The sequence below is a fragment of the Streptomyces caelestis genome, from assembly GCF_014205255.1.
Classification (GTDB): domain Bacteria; phylum Actinomycetota; class Actinomycetes; order Streptomycetales; family Streptomycetaceae; genus Streptomyces; species Streptomyces caelestis.
Genome location: NZ_JACHNE010000001.1, coordinates 8,879,664 through 8,897,124 on the forward strand (window position 1 = coordinate 8,879,664; position 17,461 = coordinate 8,897,124).

Genomic DNA, 17,461 nt, shown 5'->3' on the forward strand with positions numbered 1-17,461 from the left:
TGGAAGGCACACTCACACGTCGCGGCGCCTCACGACGAGAACGGCGAGTGCGACCGTGATCAGCGGCCAGAGCGTGTACACGATCCAGGAGCCGGGGACCGTGGCGGTGTAGCTCAGGGATCCGGGATCCGGCCCCCAGGCCTGGACCAGGCGCTTCCAGGCGGCCGACACCATCGCGTGGTTGATGCCTGCCGACCAGCGGTTGCTCTCCGAGAACATGGTGGGCAGCATCAGCAGGGTGAAGACGCTGGTGACCATGGTCCCGGCGGCATGCCGGAGCAGAACGCCGAGACCCAGACCGACCAGGGCGCAGACCGGAGCCAGCAACGCGGATGCCGCCAGCGCCCGGAACACCCCGGGGTGGGTGATCGGAACGCCGGCGTGGCGCCCGTCCAGGATGGCCTGGGAGACCAGGAAGGAACCAGTGGAGGCGGCCGTGCCGACCGCAGCCCACAACGCGGCGGTGACGGCCGCCTTGGCCAGCACGACCGAGCCGCGGGCCGGGACTGCCACGGTGGCGGTGCGGATCAGCCCGCTGCTGTACTCGCTCACGATGGTGAGGGCGCCCATGCTGCTGGCGACGAGCATCAGCGTCCAGTAGCCGGCCGCCGGGTAGGCGTCGAAGGGCAGGAACTCAGCGGGCCCGGAGTCTGCGGCCTCGTCCGCCAGCGTGGCCACGGCGGCGGACCCGACGACGAACAGGACGGTGAGTCCGATCGTCCACGGGGTGGAGCGCAGGGACCGCGTCTTGATCCACTCGGAGGCGAGCAGGTCGCGGAAGCGGACGGGCGGCACAGCGACGGGGGCGGCCGGGGAGACGGAGGCGAGTGTGGTCATCGGGGTTGTCCTGCCAGGTATTCGACACTGTCGGCGGTCAGTTCCATGAAGGCCGCCTCCAGCGAGGCGGTACGGGTGGTCAGCTCGTCCAGCCGGACACCGTTCTCGAAGGCGAGCGCCCCGATCCGGCCAGCCGGGAGCCCGGTCACTGCGAGCTTCTCGGCGCCCGCCGAGCCCTCCGGCTCGACCGAGGCGCCCGCCGCCGTCAGCACCGCTGCCAGCTCGGCGGCCTGCGGTGTCCCCACCACAACACTGCTACGGGTGCTACGGGCCGCGAAGTCCCGTAGCGGCTCGGCGGCGATGAGGCGGCCCCGGCCGATGACGACCAGCTCGTCGGCAGTGTTCTCCATCTCCGACATCAGGTGACTGGAGAGGAAGACCGTGCGCCCCTCGGAGGCCAGACGCCGGAAGAGCCGGCGTACCCAGAGCACGGTGGGGGGCGCGCCGCGGGCGTCGGGCACGGTCCACGGTGTGGGGGCGCTGCTGGCTGTAAGCCTGCTCGCCGGCGTGGTGCGACGGATGCCGCTGCTGGCTCTGGCCATGGCACTCTTCGGATCCACCGCTGTGGTGGTGGGTCCTCCGAGTTCCGGCCATGAGAGCCTGGCGGCGTCGTACCAGGGCCAGTTCCTGTCGTATCCGGCGGTGGACCTCGTGCTGGGCTTCATCGTCGCCACCTGCGCACGGCGCGCTTCGATTGTCGCCGTGGCCGTGTCTGTCGCCGTGCAACTCCTGGTGATCGGGGTCTTCGCGCACGGGGACGGCCTGACCGTCAACGCGGTGATCGCCTTCTTGGCGTTGGCCACATCCTGCATGGCCGGTCTGCTGAGTCGCGAGCGCCGCGAGCACGCAGTGGCACTGCGCTCGCAGGAGGTGGCCGAGGCAGTGACCGCCGAACGGCTGCGGATCGCACGGGAGTTGCACGACATGGTCGCGCACAGCATCGGCATCATCGCCATTCAGGCCGGTGTGGGCAGCCGGGTCATCCAGACCCAGCCGGCGCAGGCTCGCGAGGCCCTGCGCGCCATCGAGGTCACCAGCAGAGAGACCCTGTCGGGGCTTCGGCGTACGTTGGTGTCGCTCCGTCAGGCTGACCGGGGCGCGACCGCATCGGAGCAGTCACCGCTCGCACCCTCGCCGGGGCTGGCAGACGTCGAACGGCTGGCGGCAGCGACTGCGGGCGCGGGGGTACGCGTCGACGTGCGCTGCAGCGGGGAGCAGCGTCCTGTGCCAGCCGACATCGACCTGTCCGCCTACCGCATCGTTCAAGAGGCGCTGACCAACGTGGTCCGCCACGCGGGCACCGGACGTTGCCGGGTGGCCATCGATTACGGAGACGAGGAACCGTCTGTGGAGATCGTCGACGACGGGCGTGGCGACACCGGGAACGGCTCGGCCCACGGCTTCGGCATCATCGGGATGCGGGAGCGGGTCGGTCTGCTGGGCGGCCGGCTCAGCGCGGGGCCGCGCCCTGAGGGCGGCTTCCGGGTGGAGGCCCGGCTGCCGATGCCCGCACCCGTCGGAGTTCCGGTGGAGGCACGATGACCGTCCGGGTGGTGCTCGCCGACGACCAGCCGTTGGTTCGGTCCGGTCTGCGCGTACTCATGGCCGATTACCCCGACCTGGAGGTCGTCGGTGAAGCAGCCACTGGCGCGGAGGCCGTCCAATTGGTCAGGGATGCCAGCCCCGACGTCGTGGTCATGGACATCCGGATGCCCGGCATGGACGGGATCGAGGCCACGCACCTGATCACGGCCGGTCCCGCGGCGACTCGCGTCCTCGTCCTGACCACCTTCGACGAGGACGACTACGTCTACGGCGCGCTCCGGGCCGGTGCGAGCGGTTTCGTGGTCAAGGACATGGCGCTGGACGACATCCTTGCTGCGGTCCGCGTGGTCGCCGCCGGCGACGCACTGATCGCGCCGAGCGTGACGCGCCGTCTGATCGCGGATTTCATCAGGCGCCCTGCGGCTGTCTCGGAGCGCTCCCCACGGTCGGTCGAGGGCATCACCGAGCGGGAACGAGAGGTGCTGACCCTGGTCGGACGGGGCCGGTCGAACACCGAGATCGCCGAGGACCTCTTCATCACGGTGGCCACCGCCAAGTCGCATGTGTCACGGCTGCTCACGAAACTGGGTGCCCGGGACCGGGTCCAGCTCGTCATCACCGCCTATGAGATGGGGCTCGTCACCCTGCCTCGCTGATGGACGCGGACGACCGTCTGCGGCCGGCGGTGAGTGTCGCGGACGTCGACAGCGCTGGGCGTGCGGGGGATGTGGCGGTGGCCTTCGACCTGGAGGATTCTGGGCCGCTCGAGGGGCGTCTGGATCGGGTGCGCGATTTCTACGACCTCGGAGTCCGTACGACGCTGCCGAGTTACAACAACCGCAACGCGGCCGGCGGAGGCTGTCTGGACGAGTCCGACGAAGGGCTCTCCGCCTACGGCCGAGCGCTGGTACGGGAGATGAATGCCGTCGCGATGGTGGTGGACGGTTCCCACTGCGGTGCCCGTACCGGGCTGGACCTGTGCGAGGTCTCCGAGCAGCCGGTGATCTACAGCCACTCCTGCATGCGCTTGCTGTGGGACCATCCCCGCAACACTGACGAGCAGGCCAGGGAGTGTGCCGCCACCGGCGGGGTCGTCGGGATCACCGGTGTCGGGATCTTCCTCGGCCCCAACGACGCCACAATGGACGCGCTGGTACGGCACATCGACCACGCCGTCGACCTCGTGGGCCCCGAGCATGTCGGCGTGTCGACCGACTACCCGTTCGACCACGAGGACTTCAACGCGATGCTCGTACAGAGTCCGGAGTTGTTCCCCGACTGCTACACCCGCTGGGGGCCGATCGACTTCATGCCTCCGGAGGAGCTGCTGACCGTCGAGAGCGCGTTGCTCGCCCGGGGGTATCCCGAGGACGCCATTACCGCGATTCTGGGCGGCACTTCCGCCGGGTCGCCGCGATAGTCTGGCAGTAGCTCGAACTACACCCTTGCTCCATGCATTGATCCATTCGACCGCCTCACCTTTTCCAGCTGGAGCCACGGCGCAGCATTGGCAGCCGGTGGCGCCGCCTTGCGGTGCAGCCCTACCGCGTCACCGCGGTGGTCCAGGCATCCTGACGTACATCACGCCAGCTCAACGGCAGGATGACAAGGGCAATCTGCCTACTTCAAACGCCCTCTCAGCACTCCAGCCGTGGATCGCGATCATGGATGCAGAGGCCGCCGACCGGTAGCCTGCCGATGTGGCTGAACCCTGGAATGAGCAGCAGTTGATCGCGGACGGGTTCGAGCAGGCGTACGCCGTCTTGGAGTGGCACGACGGGCCACGTAAAGGACTCGCGGTCATCAATGGTGTCCCGCACTACTTTGAGGGTTGGGACTATGACCCGGCCGACGCGGCTGACGAGTACGTCGTCTGGCCCGCGAGCGCAGCGGCAGTGGCGATGGAGCGCGAGCAGTGGGCGATCTTTGTCAGGTACGAGGTTTCTGAAGCCGGGAGGGAGGAGCATCCGGGGAACGGAGGAAGTGATGCCCGCTACGACGAACTGCAATTGCTCCTCGCGCCGTACCGTCAGGCGCCGGACGGTGCTCGGCGGCTTGTGGGTGAGGTGCGGTTGGACGACGGAGACCGCTACCGGCCTGACGGGGGAGACCTCTGGTTGCGGTGGCGCCCAAGCAGTGAGGCCTCCGTCGATCATTAGTTAGGGGCCGCCGGGTGCACGGGGTCAGTGCTCCCCGGGTTCTGGCTGCATGTGGTCCGTAGGAAGGCGTGTTCCCAATGTGGTTCCCCGGCATCCAACTGTTCCAATGGGCTGGAAGAAATCGGACGTATCCGGCTAAAGGTGGATCTTGTGATGTCACTGCAACGCTCCCTGTTCAGCCTCACCGCTGCGACGGGTGGACAAAGCCGCCCGGTCGGCCCTTCGCAGCACGTATCTCTGGTGCGGCAGGGCTGAGCCCAGCGCGGCTCTTACCCACTGAGGCTTCCCCAGCGAAATGATCTCCGGGTGGCCCACGAGGCCGGGCAGGTGTGAAACCCCTGGTAGGACTGGTCTGCCAAGATCATGTCCGCTCGAATCGGAGGCTTCACGTTGGTCATCTATGCTGCCGCGCTCGACCTCCCACGCCACATCGTGGAGTTCCTCGCCCGGCTGCGGGCCGCCCACGGGCACGGGATCGGCACCCCGAAGGGCTCTCGCGCCCTGGGCCCGTTCCGCCAGGCCGTACTGGTTGCTGCGCTGGTTCCGAGAACACGGCTGCGTGCACTGCCTGGCCCGGGACGCCGGGATCTCGCAGGCCACCGGCCACCGCTACCTCCATGTTGGGCATCGGCGTGCTGGCCGCCCAAGCTCCTGAAGCACGACTGGCCGCGCCGGACGGCACCCCGTTGTGGGTCTCCGATGTCGAGCCGGGTTCCACCCCGGACATCACCGCGGCCCTTATCACGCGCTGCCCGCGCTGTACAAGGCCGCCGCCGGCGGGCTTCACACGCTCGCCGACAAGGGCTACGTCGGCGTCGGCATCGGCATTCACGTTCCCGTACGCCGCCCCAAAGGCCACTCCGAGACCGCCCTGGATCGAGGAACCCGCGCCACGAACGTGCTGATCAGACACATAAGGGCGCGCGGCGAGCGGACCGCGGCGGAACTGAAGGAACGCCGGCGAGCCCTCAAGTACGTCACGCTCAGCCCTAGCAGAATCGGCGACATAGTCCGCGCCGCACTCGTTCTCAATGGGCACTGGAAATGATCTTCATTGAGAAAACCTCAGTGATCACCGCAGCGGGACCCGGGCTCGGAACCGGTCAAAAGTACGGTCGCTGACAAGGGAACCGTGCTTTGGGCTGATGCTGGAAAGAAGGGGGAATCCCAGGATGAGGGCATGCCACATGCAGATTCCCCTCCGGCATTTCATGCAGAGGGTTTGACGAAGAAATACGGCCGCCGCGGCAAGCTGGCCCTGAGCGACGTGAACCTCACCATCCCCTCCGGTCGTGTCATCGGCCTTGTCGGCCCGAACGGGGCGGGCAAGTCGACCCTGCTGCACCTGGCCTGCGGGCTGATCGAGCCGACGTCCGGCTCGCTGACCGTGCTGGGGTCACGTCCCGCGGCGAACGCCTCGCATCTGGCCCGGGTGGGCTTCGTCGCGCAGAACACGCCGGTGTATGGCTCGTTCACCGTGGCCGAGCATGTGAAGCTCGGCGCGAAGATGAACCCGGCGTGGGACCCGGCCCTGGCTGAGCGGCGTATCAGCCAGGTGGGGCTGAACCCCGCGCAGAAGGCTGGGCAGCTGTCGGGTGGCCAGCGAGCGCAGCTGGCGCTGACCATCGCGGCGGCCAAGAGGCCTGAGCTGCTGATCTTCGACGAGCCGGCGGCGGCGCTGGACCCGCTGGCCCGCAAGGGCTTCCTGCAGAACCTGACGGAGTTCGTCCTCGAGCTCGGTGCCAGCGCCGTGCTGTCCTCGCACCTGCTCGGCGATATCGAGCAGGTCTGCGACTACCTCATCGTGCTGTGCGACTCGCGGGTGCAGGTCGCCGGCGATACCCGGGATCTGCTGGCCAGGCACGCGCGACTGGTCGCGCCTCGCGGCGAGTTCGAGCGGCTGCCCGCCGGCATCGAGGTGATCTCGGTGGAGCACAGCGGCGCGCACAGCAGCGCGGTCGTCCGCACCGACAGCGAGCCCGAGGCCCTGCGTTATCAGGCCGAGCCCGTCACGCTTGAGGAACTCGTCCTCGGTTACATGACCCGGGCAGCCGCCGTACCCGTCGCCCGGACCGGGGCCGCATTCCGGGGGGCCCAGCGATGATGTGGCTGAGCTGGCGGCAGTTCCGCATCCAGGCGCTGTTCGGCGCCGGCGCACTGGCCGTTCTTGCCGTGTACATGGTGTCCCTCGGTGCAGACATCCGCGATGCCTACGACGCCTACCAAGCCAAGTGCGAGGGCTCGGCCAACTGCGCCGAGGCAAGGAGCCAGTTCCGCAGCGCATACCAGAACACCCTGCTGTTCCTGGCGACCGGACTCGCCCTGATTCCCGCCGTCATCGGCACCTTCTGGGGCGCTCCCCTGGTCGCCCGGGAACTGGAGAACGGCACCCACCGGCTGGTGTGGAACCAGAGCGTCACCCGCCCGCGCTGGCTCCTCAGCAAGATCCTGCTCGTTGGCTTGGCCGCTGTGATCGTGACCGGCGCGGCTGCGGCCCTGCTCACCTGGGCGGCCCGCCCCTTCGACGAGGTGGTCAAGGAGCAGTTCGAGACGTTCGTGTTCGGCGCCCGTAACATCGCCCCGATCGGCTACGCCGCGGTGGCCTTCACATTCGGCACAGTCGTTGGGCTCCTGCTGCGCAAGACCCTGCCCGCGATGGCTGTGACGCTCGTCGTCTTCCTCGCTTTCCAGTTCTTCTTCCCCAACGTGGTGCGGCCCAGCCTCATGCCGCCGGTCAAGGCCACGCTGCCGATGACGGTCGAAGCCATCAATGGGGCGCAGAATCTGGGCAGCATCGGCGGTGGCTCCGTCATCGGCGGGGTGAAAATTCCCAACCCGCCCGACGCGTGGATTGCTGAGACGAGCCCGCTGCGCACCGCAGACGGCAAGACCCTCAGCGCGAGCAAGTTCAACGACTGCCTCGACAGCCCGCCCAAGACCGGTGCGGGCGGCACGTTCGGCGACACGGCAGTGTGCCTCGCCAAGCACAACCTCCATGTCGACGTCCAATACCACCCCAGCAGCCGCTACTGGTCGTTCCAATGGCTGGAGACGGCGATCTACCTGACACTCAGCGGAGTCCTCACTGCGTTCGGCCTCTGGCGGATCCGGCGCCGGGTGAGTTGACCCTGACCCCCGTGTCAACCGGTGCCGACCAGGCGCCGCCGGGGCTTTCCCGGCGGCGCCCCTTTCTCTCCTGGCCTGGTCGGGGCCCGCGGGCGGCGAGGACGACCTCTTCGTTCGCCATGAGGATGGCTTCGATGATGCGCGAATGGGACCTGCCGTCACTGCACCCCCGCGCGGTGACTCAACCCCACCGTACGGAAACTGGCGGTTGTGCTGAGGGAGTGAACCGTTTACTCAGAGGTGCTCTCGACGATGCGGTTCTCCCAGGCCCAGACGGCGATCTCGGTCCGGTTGCGCAGCCCGAGCTTGGTCTGAATCCCCGACAGGTGGCTCTTGACTGTGCTGAGGGAGATGAACAGCTCGGCGGCGATCTCCTGGTTGGTGCGTCCACGCGCGATGGCCTGCACGACCTCGAGTGCGCGTCCGGACAGCTGTGGCGACTGCCTGGCGCGGCCGCGGGGCACAGCCCTGGTCTCTTTCAGGTGCTTCAGCAGCCGTAGGGTGACCGACGGCGAGACCAGCGCCTCGCCGTTGCACGCGGCGCGGACGGCCTCGATGAGCAGGGCGGGACCGGCGTCCTTGAGGATGAACCCGGCCGCGCCGCCGCGCAGTGCCCCGTACACGTACTCGTCGAGATCGAACGTGGTGACGACGATGACCCGTATCGGATCGGTTGCGCCCGGGCCGGCCAGCGCGCGGGTTACCTCAATGCCGTCGAGCTTGGGCATTCTGATGTCCACCAGGCACACGTCCGGCCGCAGCCGCCTGGCCATCTCGATCGCCTCGGCGCCGTCCGCGGCCTCCCCGATGACGGCGATGTCGGGCTGATCCTCCAGAATCAGCCGCAGGCCACGGCGGATCATGGCCTGGTCGTCGGCGAGCAGAACCTTGATGGTCATCCGGGCCCCCGGGCGGGGATGGGCAGGGTCGCCCGCACGGACCAGCCGGCGCCGGGCCGGGGGCCGGCACACAAGGAGCCGCCGAGCGTCTCGACGCGTTCGCGCATGCCGATCAAACCGTACCCGCCGCGGTGACGGGGCCGGGCGGAGTCCGGCGGGGCGTCGTCGGCGACCTCCACGGTGACGGCCGCGGCGTCGCGGCCGACGATGACGTCGATGGAGCGGGCGTGCCGCGCGTGTCGCAGGACGTTCGTCAGCGCCTCCTGGACGATGCGGTACACGGTGCTGGTCACTTCCGGCGGCCACTGCGTGTCGTCGTCGGGCACGCTCAGTCGCACTTTCGGGCCCTGGCGGCTGAAGCGCTCGACCAGCGTGCTCAGAGCCTCCGGCCCAGGTGAGGCAGGCGCCGCGTCATCGGTGTCACGCAGCAGCCCGACGACGCGGCGCATCGCTGCCAGGGCCTCGGACCCGGCGGTCTCGATCTCGGTCAGCGAGTTCGACACGTTCTCCGGAGACCGCCTCGCGACGATCTGGGCGGCCTGCGCCTGGATCAGCATCCCCGTGATGTGATGGGCCACGATGTCGTGCAGTTCCCGGGCAAGCTCCAGCCGTTCGGCCCGACGCACCCGTTCGGCGGTGGCCGTCGCCCGGCCGTCGAGCATGCGCAGCGACAGCCCAACCCCGAGGGCGGCCAGCCAGGCCGCTGCGGCGATGGCCACGACCGCCGACGCCGGCCGGGCGGCGGACTGGGCAGCGATCACCAGCAGCCCGGCGCCCGCGATGGCCCCGGCCCGCACCGTCGGCAGCACCCTGACCGCGGAACCGATGAGCACTCCCAGGCCCAGGGCCATGGAGGGTCCGAGCCCGGCGGGAAGCTCGGTCCCGGGCAGCAGCGGGATGAGGACCGCCAGCGCGGCAACGACGAGGCCCGCAACCGCCGTCCAGGTCCGCTCCCGATGACGCATCATCGCGAGCCCGCACACCACCACGGCGGCGGCGGCCCCAGGTACCCAGAACGCGGCTCCCCAGGTCTGCGCGATTGCGACGGCCTGGATGGCGATCGCCGTGAGGAACGTGACGCCAAGCCCGACGGTGGAGACGCCCCTGGCCCATCGGTCCGGAATAGTCACGTTGATCAGATTACCGAACCGCTGCCCGCGATCCGCGCCGTTCGGCGGGGCCGCGGGCGCGCCGGCGGCCAACTCCACGGTACTGGCACCGGTCTGGGCGGCGCTCACCGCGTCCACCAGTTCTCCGGCCACGCTACGAACGCGGCGGGTTGGTCCAGGAGCCCTGCGGGGCGGAGGCGTTGGCGTGCCGGTTGCGGTCGAGGCCACGCAGCACCGACCCCATCACGAGGGCGGCGATCATCCCCATCGTGGTCAGGCTCGTCACGCCGGACCACCCGTCGAACCAGGCGCCCCCGGTTACCACGACGCCACCCGCAGCGATCCCGGCGGCCGGTCCCCTCGGCAGCGCCCTGATTGAGGAGCCGACGAGCACCGACAGGGCCAGCGCCGTGATGGGCGCGGGCTCCTGCGGCAGGTCGTCCCCGGCGATCAGGGACACCGCGACGCCGACGGCCGTCACAGCCAGGCCCCCGACCGCGGTCAGCATCTTCTGCCGCTCGCGCATCAGCGCGAGGCCGCCCACGATGATCGAGACGGCGGAGCCGAACACCCAGGAGGCGCCGCCCCAGCTGTCCATGAGCATGAACATCGTGAAGACGATCCCCAGGGTGAACACGACGCCGAGCCCGATGTTGAAGAGCATGCCAGCCGTCCTTGTCGGCCGATCCCCTGTGTTCATGCCGCTCAGGCTAGAAAGCGAAAGTGCATCGCGTACCGGCCGAAAGTACGGAAGAGCATTGGCGAAGCCGTGCTTTGGGCCAGTTCTGAAAGGTCGTTTTCTCCCGATGCTTCATCTGGAATCGCTGTTTGATCCCGGGGTGTCGGGTGCCGCCAGGAGACGGTCGCCTCGACGGTGAGGCGGCGAGCCATCAGGGCGGATAGCCTCCTCCGGTTATCCCCCGATGCTGCGCGCCCCGGCCACGCCAGGGACCGACACCAGCACCGCTGACGTCCGGTCCCCACGGGGAGTCATGACCGCGAGGGTGAAGAGTAATGGGCTCGGTCGCTTCAGTCGCTCGGTAAAGAACTCTTCCGACTGAGGCCCACCTCCGGCCGAGACGAACGGCCGCTGCGGCCCTGCTCCCGCTGCGGAGGCGACCTTCTCCTGCAGCGGAACGGCCCGTGGGGGACCGGTGTGTGGATGAAGCTCTGCCCGGCCTGCGACGCCGATCGCCCCGCCGCCGGCGCCTTCATCCGCTGGCACCGCAACCCCGACCGTGACCCGAAGGCGCTGCCCAAGCTGTTCGAGGAATGGGAGACCGAGACCATGTATGCCCACGGCTGGTCCCGCGCCGCGCAGTCCAGGCGCCTGCTTGCCCGTCGGCCCCACCCGGCCTCACGCCGCGTGGACAAGGCTGAGCCCCTACAGCTGTCTTGAGAACGGCACTTCTGATCCTTCACAGCTACCAGGTAGGAGGCAGGATCAGCCCGGGCGGCAGCGACGAACCACTTGAAGGCAGGCCATTCGGGGCCACACCGTAAGCACGCGAGAAGTCAACCGTGCCGCCGTTGAACACCACGTTGAAGTCGACGGCGCTGCCGGTGAACTGTGCGCCGGTGAAGTCGACAGTGCCGCCGATGAACTCCGTTGACGAGAAGTCTGCGCCGTCAAACACGGCGCCGGTGAAGTCGAAGCCGTGTCCCTGCCAGGAGCGCGGATGAGAGTGCGACAGGCGGAGGTGGTCGCGGATGAGCCGGATGACGGTGTGGCGGACCTCCCGCAGCGCTAGAGGCTGTCGTCAAAGTGATCTTGAGTTGTGGATCATGGTGGGGTGATACGTCGCCATGAACTGTCCGATGCCGAGTGGGAACTTGTGCAGCCGTTGTCGCCCAGGCCGGTGCTGGGGCGGCCGCGTCTGGATGACCGGATGGTGCTCAACGGGATCGTGTGAAAGTTCCGCACTGGGGTCGCTTGGCGGGACGTGCCCGAGCGGTACGGATCGTGGGCCAGTCTCCACACCCGTTTCCGCCGGTGGGCGGCGGACGGCACGTTCGAGCGGATGCTCCAGACCGCGCAAGCGCAGGCCGACGCGGCCGGTGCCATCGACTGGCTGGTGTCGGTCGACTCCACCATCGTCCGCGCCCACCAGCACGCCGCCGGAGCCCGAAAAAGGGGGCCCCGAGCCCTGCCCTCGGACGGTCCCGAGGTAGTCTGACCAGCAAAATTCACCTGGTCTGCGACGGCTTGGGCCGTCCGCTCGCGTTCGCGCTGACGGGCGGGAACACCAACGACTGCACCCAGTTCACCGCCGTGATGGACGCGATCCGGGTTCCCCGAATCGGGCCGGGACGACCCCGGATACTGCCGGACCACGTCATCGGCGACAAGGGCTACAGCTCCAAGGCGATCCGTACCTGGCTGCGGAGGCGGGGCATCGCCCACACCATCCCCGAGCGGGCCGATCAGGTCGCAAACCGCCTCCCACGGGGAAGCGCCGGTGGCCGCCCGCCGGCGTTCGACCGGGACTTGTACAAGCGGCGCAACGTGGTGGAGCGGTGCTTCAACCGGCTGAAGCAGTGGCGCGGCCTCGCCACCCGCTACGACAAGACTGCTGAGTCCTACCAAGCCGCGGTCGCACTCGCCTCGCTCCTGATGTGGGCGTGATGTCCCGACGACGAGCGCCTGGTCCTCAAAGATGGAGTTCGGTCTCCCAGACTTCGAACGGCGGCTCGACCCGACAGCTGGGGTCGCAGCACGCCCGAATCCACTGCGCGACCCGGTACTGCGCGTCTCCGTCATTCAGCACCATGCCGTCTGCGTCGGCATCCGCTGGGGCGGCAGGCCCTGGTCAGCGCCAGCCTGATGGCGGCTGAGGGCTACGGTCCGCAGGTCGACAGCATGTGCGAGAGCTCGATAACGAGTCCCGTGTCCTTGACCTCTGCCACAGTTGAGGTTGAAGACTGTCACCATGACCAATGATCTTGAGCTCAGCGCAGCTGCCCTGCCCGATCCAACCCGTCCGGACGCGGGTCTTGTTCTTATCTCCGAATGGCACACCCAGGGCCCCCAAGAGCAGGAAAGAGTCATGAGCGGTGTCATCGACGCCTGGGAGAACACCCGGCTTCCCACCGCCTATCTCTCGCGCTACTGCCTCGAAGGGGTCGATGGCCAAACGATCCTCAACTATGCCCAGTGGACCCACACCGCCGCCCACCGAGCGTTCGCCGCCGACCCCCAGAACCAGCAGACCCTCGGCAACGCGATCCAGGACCTGATCACGGCCGGCCCGCCCGGCCGCTACACGCTCTACCGCTCCACCGCCCTGCGCGGGACCGCCGTTCGATACTTCACCACGGCGTCTTACGACACTGAAGATTTCGCAACCGCCCGCGAACTCGCTGACAAGTTGGCCGCTCGGAACGCTGCCGCCGCACCACCCGCGCTGATCGCTGAGCACTTCCACATCAGCGAAGACGGGCAGCGACTCTACGTCCTCAGCGCACACGAGGCCGAGCCAGTGGAAACCACTCCGCGCTTCCGCCCCTACCGTGGCCTGGCCCGGCGGTCGCCCGTCGCGAGCTGAAAGGCTCACGCCCGCAAATGCTTCATTCCCTCACGCCCACCGTCCATCCCGGTGAACCTTTCCGGTCACGGCACTAGCGCAGCACGAGACACCCCCGACTTGGCCGCCAGGCTCCCCACAGTCCACGGGTGGGCCGGATCGTCATGGAGAAGTCGCAGAGTATGGCCTACTACTGGATCTTCCCATGCGCGAAACCACGGTGGCGCGTGGGCCTCGGACTGGTCGAACCAGGTCCGCAGTGTGGAGAGGAGCATCAGGTCCAGCAGCCGGTCGCGCATCACCTGCTGGCCGGGTCTGTCCGCGACGATCTCCTCGACCACAAGATCGAGCAGCGGGCAGCGGCCGTCGGCGGCGGGGATCACCAGGACCTCGGGCAGTGCGTGGAGCAGCCGCTCGCTGATCTCGCCGCGACCGGTGTAGGCACCGCTGAGCAGCAGGGCTGAGCCGTCCGGGCTGTCGCCGGCGTCACCTTCGTCGGCGCGCGTACAGTAATCGACGCTGTTGATCATCACCTGTGGCGGAGTGGCCGGATCATCAGCGACCGTATACGGCGCCCGGCCGCGGATGATCGCGATGTCTCCGACGCCGACCGGCACCGGTTCGCCCTCGGCGGGAACGATCCACGCCCGGCCGCGCAGCATCGTGGCCAGTGCAGCGGTGAGCCGCTGGCGAATCGCATGGACCGCCCGGGCAGCTCCGAGCGGTGGTCCGCAGGCGGAAGACAGCCCAGGCACAAGCGGCCCGCGCCTCTACACCCGCTTCGATCCCGAGCCCCGCAGCGGCGAGCCCTCCGCTCTGTCATGGGGAGAGCCGGTACTGTCCATCTGCCTCCAGGCCGGAAAGATCACCGGGCACAGCGTGGCGAGCAGATACACACCGCCAACCGTCAGCAGCGTGGAGGGTAGGCCGGCCGAATCCACGAGGAAGCCTGCGGCCAGTCCGCCCAGCGGAGTGACCAGCTGCACCGAGGCCGTTGTCGCACTCAGCACGCGGCTGCGCAGGTCCTCCGGCACCGTCTCATACGTCACGGTGGCCATGATGGGGTTGAGTACACCGAAGGCGAGACCCTCTACCGCCATGATCACAGCCAGCGGGGTGAAGGCGTCGGTGAAGGCGGCCACCACGAAGCGCGGCAGGCCCCCGATGAGAAAGGCGATCGTGAACACGGGCCACCGCCGAAAGCGGCTGCCCACCGCCCCAAAGACCAGCGCCCCCGTCAGAGCGCAAACCCCGAACGCCGCGTTCAGCAGACCAAGATCGACGGCGCCATCAAGCTCCTCACGGGCATGCACGGGCAGGAGCACAGCACTCCATCCCTGGTCGAGCCCCCTGGTGACCAGCGTCATCAGGCACAGGCCCAGCAGCAACGGCGTGGCCGCTACGAAGCGATACCCTTCCGCGAGTTCACGACGGTAGGCACGCAGCGACGTCGGCTCGGCCCGTCGTTGGGCCTGCGCCTCGGGCAGGCCGCGCACTCCGAACGCGAACAGTGGCGCGGCCACTGCGAATGTCGCGGCATCCACCAACAGGACGTTCTCGGCTCCGAGTACGGCGATCAGCACGCCTCCGAGAGCGGATGCCGTCAGCGCCGCACAGCGTGCCGCACCGTCGTACAGCCCCGCAGCCCTGGTCAGCGGCATGCCGGCGCGTTCGGCGAGCGTGGGCAACAGCACGCCGCGAGCGGTTTCACCCGGCGCACGGAACAGCCCTGTCATCGCCATCAGCACGCACAGCATCCAGAACTGCAGGATGCCGGCGAACTGCAGCAGCGGGATCGCCGCAACGGCGACTGCGCAGGCGAGATCCGAGGCGACACTCACCCGTCGTCGCCCCATCCGGTCGATGACCGGACCGATGACGAGCGCAGCGAGCACGGCGGGCAGCAGTGTGCAGAACGCGACGATCCCGGCCCTGGCGGCGCTGCCCGTGCTCTGCAGCACGAACCACGGCACGCCCATGTACGTAAGGCAATTCCCAGTGATCGAAACGATGTTGGCGGCAAGAACCGCTGTCAGAGGACGGCGATCAACCGTCCCGAAGTCTTCGGACACTACGGTGGTCTCCCATAAGGGGAAGCACCCACCGCGAACGAAGCAGTCAGCCGGCGGGTGAAGCGAAGTGGTCAGCGTCTGGCGCGCATGGCGAGGCGCACCGCGATGCGGTGTTCACAAGCAGCGCCTCCAACACTTCGCCGGGATGACCACCCGGCACCTCCACGCATTGTCACCTCGGACACCGGTCCTCCGCAACGACGATCCGTTCGCAACGGGCGCCTCGAACAGGCAAACTGGTGATCGCGCCCCGTCGTGGGTCGCTATCAACGGCTCATGCTCAAAGCCGTGCTGCGCGGCCTAGCCGCCGCCTCCCTCATTGTCCTGCCCCTCACCGTCCCAGCGCCCGCTCACGCGGCAGAGACGCTTCCCTTGACCGAAGCCATCGCCGCCCTGCCTATGGGGACGGAGTCCCGGGACGGCTATGACCGGGACGCCTTCCGCCACTGGAACGCCGGTGCCAACCCGTCCGACGGCTGTAACACGCGCGCCGAAGTCCTGATCTCCGAGGCCGTCGAACCTCCAACTGTCGGCCCCAACTGCCGTCTGAAGGGCGGGCGCTGGTGGTCTTACTACGACCAGGTGTGGGTGACGTCAGCCTCCGGCCTGGACATCGACCACATGGTGCCCCTCGCGGAAAGCTGGGACAGCGGGGCGTCGGCGCGGACGGCGCAGCGCCGCGAGGCGTACGCCAACGACCAGGGCGCGGCCGTCAGCCTGGTCGCGGTCACCGCCCGCTCGAATCGGTCCAAGGCAGACCAGGATCCTGCCCAGTGGTTGCCGCCTGCCGGCGACGTGCAGGAACACCTGACCACAGCGGTGGCGCAGTGGCGTGCCCGCTGGCTGAGTGAGCGTGGGACGGAAATTCGCGGGTAACTGACGTGGGCTGGTCGGGAGCGGCGCAATGCCTGGGGAGGTCGAGCGCCGCTCCCCAAGCGCCCGTCGCCCCGCTCCACCGCGTCTTCGCTGCCCCGGGCGACGTCGCCGATGTGGCCGAGGCGCTCGTGCGTCACTGGCGCTCGCCAGAGGGGGAGTACGGAGCGGAGTGGGATCAGGCGCACGAGGTACGCAGGGCGGGTGAGGCCTTCCGCCGCCACCGAGCGTGTTGACCTTCACTCGAACCTCCCGCCTGCGGCGCCTGGCCCCGCGCCGGTGTCATCTAGAGGGTGGGGCGAGTGTTCTGCGCTGCCATGCGGCGGCGCAGTGCGCGGCGTCGGACCGACAGTCCGGGTGAGGGGGCGAGGGTGCGCGCGTCGTGGAGGCTGTCGCCGAAGGCGCTCAGTAGGCGGTTGAGGCGGTTGGTGGGGGTCTCCGCGATCGTCGGCAGGGGTGGCGGGGAGGACTCGTGTGCTTCTTGCCAGTGCGGCCGGAAGAACGACGGCTCCCCGTCCAGAGCGCGGATGAGAGCACTGACCTCTTCCCAGCTTCCGGGCTTTTCACCGTGGAGGATCCGGCGGACGTCGTGGGCGCTGACGAGTTGTCCCGTGGCCACGGCGAGGCTGTGCGGGGAGGGGCAGGCTGCCCGTTGGTAGAGGGTGCGCAGTGCCGCGGCAAGTGTGGTGCCGGCGTCTGGTTCTTCTGGCGGAGATGGCTGGCGGGAGCGGCGGGGGCGGATGCCGTGGCGGTCGCGTTCGTCCTGCCACACCTTTCGCACGGCGTCGGTGTCGGCTCCCAGGACCAGGGCGATCTTCTCGGTGAGTTCCAGGTGGGGAACTTCTCGCCGCTGAGCACGCGGGAGAGGTAGCTCGCGGAGACCTGGACGCGCAGTCCCAGCTGGCAGCAGCGGGATGCCGCTGGCGATCTGCAGCCGGGACAGGATGGGTCTGCCACGGGCCATAGCGCTTGGGCAGGTCCCGCCAAGGTGCCCCGGTCCGCAACCGCCACAACACGCCGTTGACGACCTGACGGTGATCCCGCCACGGCCGCCCTCGACCATCCACACCCGGCAGCAGCGGAGCTATCCGCTCCCACGCCGTATCCGTCAACTCACCCCGACCAACCACAAGATCAATTATCAGACACGGCCCCAAGTCCTCGACATGCGCTCGCCGTCTCGCCCACATATGCTCTATTTGGGTGATGTTCCCTGTATGGGTGGACTGTTCACAGCCGCGAGCCATACCTGTCGGCAGTGACCAGAAGCCGCCGAGGCGGCTGCACGCTGCATGAGGACGAGGTCGACTTCGTCCT

At 68.6% G+C, this 17,461-nt stretch carries 15 protein-coding genes and 7 pseudogenes; 11 read left to right on the plus strand and 11 right to left on the minus strand.

What is annotated here, in order from left to right; all coding sequences use genetic code 11:
* Nucleotides 1-12: 12 nt before the first annotated feature.
* Complete coding sequence (locus HDA41_RS40265) at nt 13-837, minus strand: ABC transporter permease (protein ID WP_184992949.1); 825 nt, start codon at nt 835-837, stop codon at nt 13-15.
* Nucleotides 834-1,277: pseudogene (locus HDA41_RS40270) on the minus strand (DUF8746 domain-containing protein); the annotation flags it as partial. The gene HDA41_RS40265 and the pseudogene HDA41_RS40270, both read right to left, overlap by 4 nt.
* A gap of 31 nt (nt 1,278-1,308) precedes the next feature.
* Here HDA41_RS40270 and HDA41_RS40275 point away from each other — a divergent pair.
* From HDA41_RS40275 to HDA41_RS40305, 7 genes and pseudogenes are all read left to right on the plus strand, one after another.
* Nucleotides 1,309-2,379, plus strand: a complete 1,071-nt coding sequence (locus tag HDA41_RS40275) for a sensor histidine kinase (RefSeq protein WP_230299851.1) — start codon at nt 1,309-1,311, stop codon at nt 2,377-2,379.
* Nucleotides 2,376-3,038 (plus strand): response regulator, encoded by a 663-nt coding sequence (locus HDA41_RS40280; protein ID WP_184992951.1) that lies wholly within the window; start codon nt 2,376-2,378, stop codon nt 3,036-3,038. The genes HDA41_RS40275 and HDA41_RS40280 overlap by 4 nt, the downstream gene beginning before the upstream one ends.
* On the plus strand, nt 3,038-3,802 hold the full coding sequence (locus HDA41_RS40285) for a dipeptidase (RefSeq protein ID WP_230299850.1): 765 nt from the start codon (nt 3,038-3,040) through the stop codon (nt 3,800-3,802). The genes HDA41_RS40280 and HDA41_RS40285 overlap by 1 nt, the downstream gene beginning before the upstream one ends.
* A 280-nt stretch (nt 3,803-4,082) precedes the next feature.
* Complete coding sequence (locus HDA41_RS40290; protein WP_184992953.1) at nt 4,083-4,541, plus strand: hypothetical protein; 459 nt, start codon at nt 4,083-4,085, stop codon at nt 4,539-4,541.
* Nucleotides 4,542-4,931: 390 nt separating this feature from the next.
* Nucleotides 4,932-5,589, plus strand: a pseudogene (locus HDA41_RS40295) (transposase family protein).
* 132 nt (nt 5,590-5,721) lie between these two features.
* On the plus strand, nt 5,722-6,645 hold the full coding sequence (locus HDA41_RS40300; RefSeq protein ID WP_184992955.1) for an ABC transporter ATP-binding protein: 924 nt from the start codon (nt 5,722-5,724) through the stop codon (nt 6,643-6,645).
* Nucleotides 6,642-7,667, plus strand: a complete 1,026-nt coding sequence (locus HDA41_RS40305; protein WP_184992957.1) for an ABC-2 membrane transporter-related protein — start codon at nt 6,642-6,644, stop codon at nt 7,665-7,667. The genes HDA41_RS40300 and HDA41_RS40305 overlap by 4 nt, the downstream gene beginning before the upstream one ends.
* 230 nt (nt 7,668-7,897) lie before the next feature.
* On the opposite strand, the gene HDA41_RS40310 is transcribed toward HDA41_RS40305, so the two are convergent.
* The 3 genes from HDA41_RS40310 to HDA41_RS40320 are packed head-to-tail and all read right to left on the minus strand — an operon-like array spanning nt 7,898 to nt 10,339.
* On the minus strand, nt 7,898-8,566 hold the full coding sequence (locus HDA41_RS40310) for a response regulator (protein ID WP_184992959.1): 669 nt from the start codon (nt 8,564-8,566) through the stop codon (nt 7,898-7,900).
* Nucleotides 8,563-9,828: a sensor histidine kinase gene (locus HDA41_RS40315; RefSeq protein WP_230299849.1), complete on the minus strand. Its 1,266-nt coding sequence runs from the start codon at nt 9,826-9,828 to the stop codon at nt 8,563-8,565. The genes HDA41_RS40310 and HDA41_RS40315 overlap by 4 nt, the downstream gene beginning before the upstream one ends.
* Nucleotide 9,829: 1 nt before the next feature.
* Nucleotides 9,830-10,339 carry a metal transporter gene (locus HDA41_RS40320; protein WP_184992961.1) on the minus strand — a complete coding sequence of 170 codons (510 nt, stop codon included), beginning with the start codon at nt 10,337-10,339 and terminating at the stop codon, nt 9,830-9,832.
* 426 nt (nt 10,340-10,765) lie between these two features.
* Between HDA41_RS40320 and HDA41_RS40325 the strand changes: the two genes are divergently transcribed.
* Complete coding sequence (locus HDA41_RS40325; RefSeq protein WP_260423766.1) at nt 10,766-11,074, plus strand: DUF6300 family protein; 309 nt, start codon at nt 10,766-10,768, stop codon at nt 11,072-11,074.
* A gap of 25 nt (nt 11,075-11,099) precedes the next feature.
* Here the strand turns inward: HDA41_RS40325 and HDA41_RS40330 are convergent, their stop codons facing one another.
* The gene (locus HDA41_RS40330) at nt 11,100-11,420 is read right to left on the minus strand and encodes a pentapeptide repeat-containing protein (protein ID WP_184994155.1); all 321 of its coding nucleotides are present in this window, start codon (nt 11,418-11,420) and stop codon (nt 11,100-11,102) included.
* 51 nt (nt 11,421-11,471) lie between these two features.
* On the opposite strand from HDA41_RS40330, the pseudogene HDA41_RS40335 reads away from it, so the two are divergent.
* A pseudogene (locus HDA41_RS40335) lies at nt 11,472-12,301 on the plus strand (IS5 family transposase).
* A gap of 25 nt (nt 12,302-12,326) precedes the next feature.
* Here the strand turns inward: HDA41_RS40335 and HDA41_RS43055 are convergent.
* Nucleotides 12,327-12,449: pseudogene (locus tag HDA41_RS43055) on the minus strand (DUF7677 family protein); the annotation flags it as partial.
* A 156-nt stretch (nt 12,450-12,605) separates the two neighbouring features.
* Between HDA41_RS43055 and HDA41_RS40340 the strand changes: the two are divergent.
* Nucleotides 12,606-13,220: a hypothetical protein gene (locus HDA41_RS40340; RefSeq protein ID WP_184992965.1), complete on the plus strand. Its 615-nt coding sequence runs from the start codon at nt 12,606-12,608 to the stop codon at nt 13,218-13,220.
* Between the two features lie 74 nt (nt 13,221-13,294).
* Here the strand turns inward: HDA41_RS40340 and HDA41_RS40345 are convergent.
* Together HDA41_RS40345 and HDA41_RS40350 are read right to left on the minus strand one after the other, a co-directional pair.
* Nucleotides 13,295-13,902, minus strand: a pseudogene (locus tag HDA41_RS40345) (cupin domain-containing protein); the annotation flags it as partial.
* Nucleotides 13,903-13,969: 67 nt separating this feature from the next.
* Nucleotides 13,970-15,271: an MFS transporter gene (locus tag HDA41_RS40350; RefSeq protein ID WP_184992969.1), complete on the minus strand. Its 1,302-nt coding sequence runs from the start codon at nt 15,269-15,271 to the stop codon at nt 13,970-13,972.
* A gap of 276 nt (nt 15,272-15,547) precedes the next feature.
* On the opposite strand from HDA41_RS40350, the pseudogene HDA41_RS40355 reads away from it, so the two are divergent.
* Nucleotides 15,548-16,114 (plus strand): annotated as a pseudogene (locus HDA41_RS40355) (GmrSD restriction endonuclease domain-containing protein); the annotation flags it as partial.
* A gap of 316 nt (nt 16,115-16,430) precedes the next feature.
* On the opposite strand, the gene HDA41_RS40360 reads toward HDA41_RS40355, so the two are convergent.
* Nucleotides 16,431-17,108, minus strand: coding sequence for a hypothetical protein (locus HDA41_RS40360; protein ID WP_184994215.1), 678 nt, complete (start codon nt 17,106-17,108; stop codon nt 16,431-16,433).
* Nucleotides 17,092-17,274 (minus strand): annotated as a pseudogene (locus HDA41_RS40365) (transposase); the annotation flags it as partial. The pseudogene HDA41_RS40365 and the gene HDA41_RS40360, both read right to left, overlap by 17 nt.
* Between the last annotated feature and the right edge of the window lie 187 nt (nt 17,275-17,461).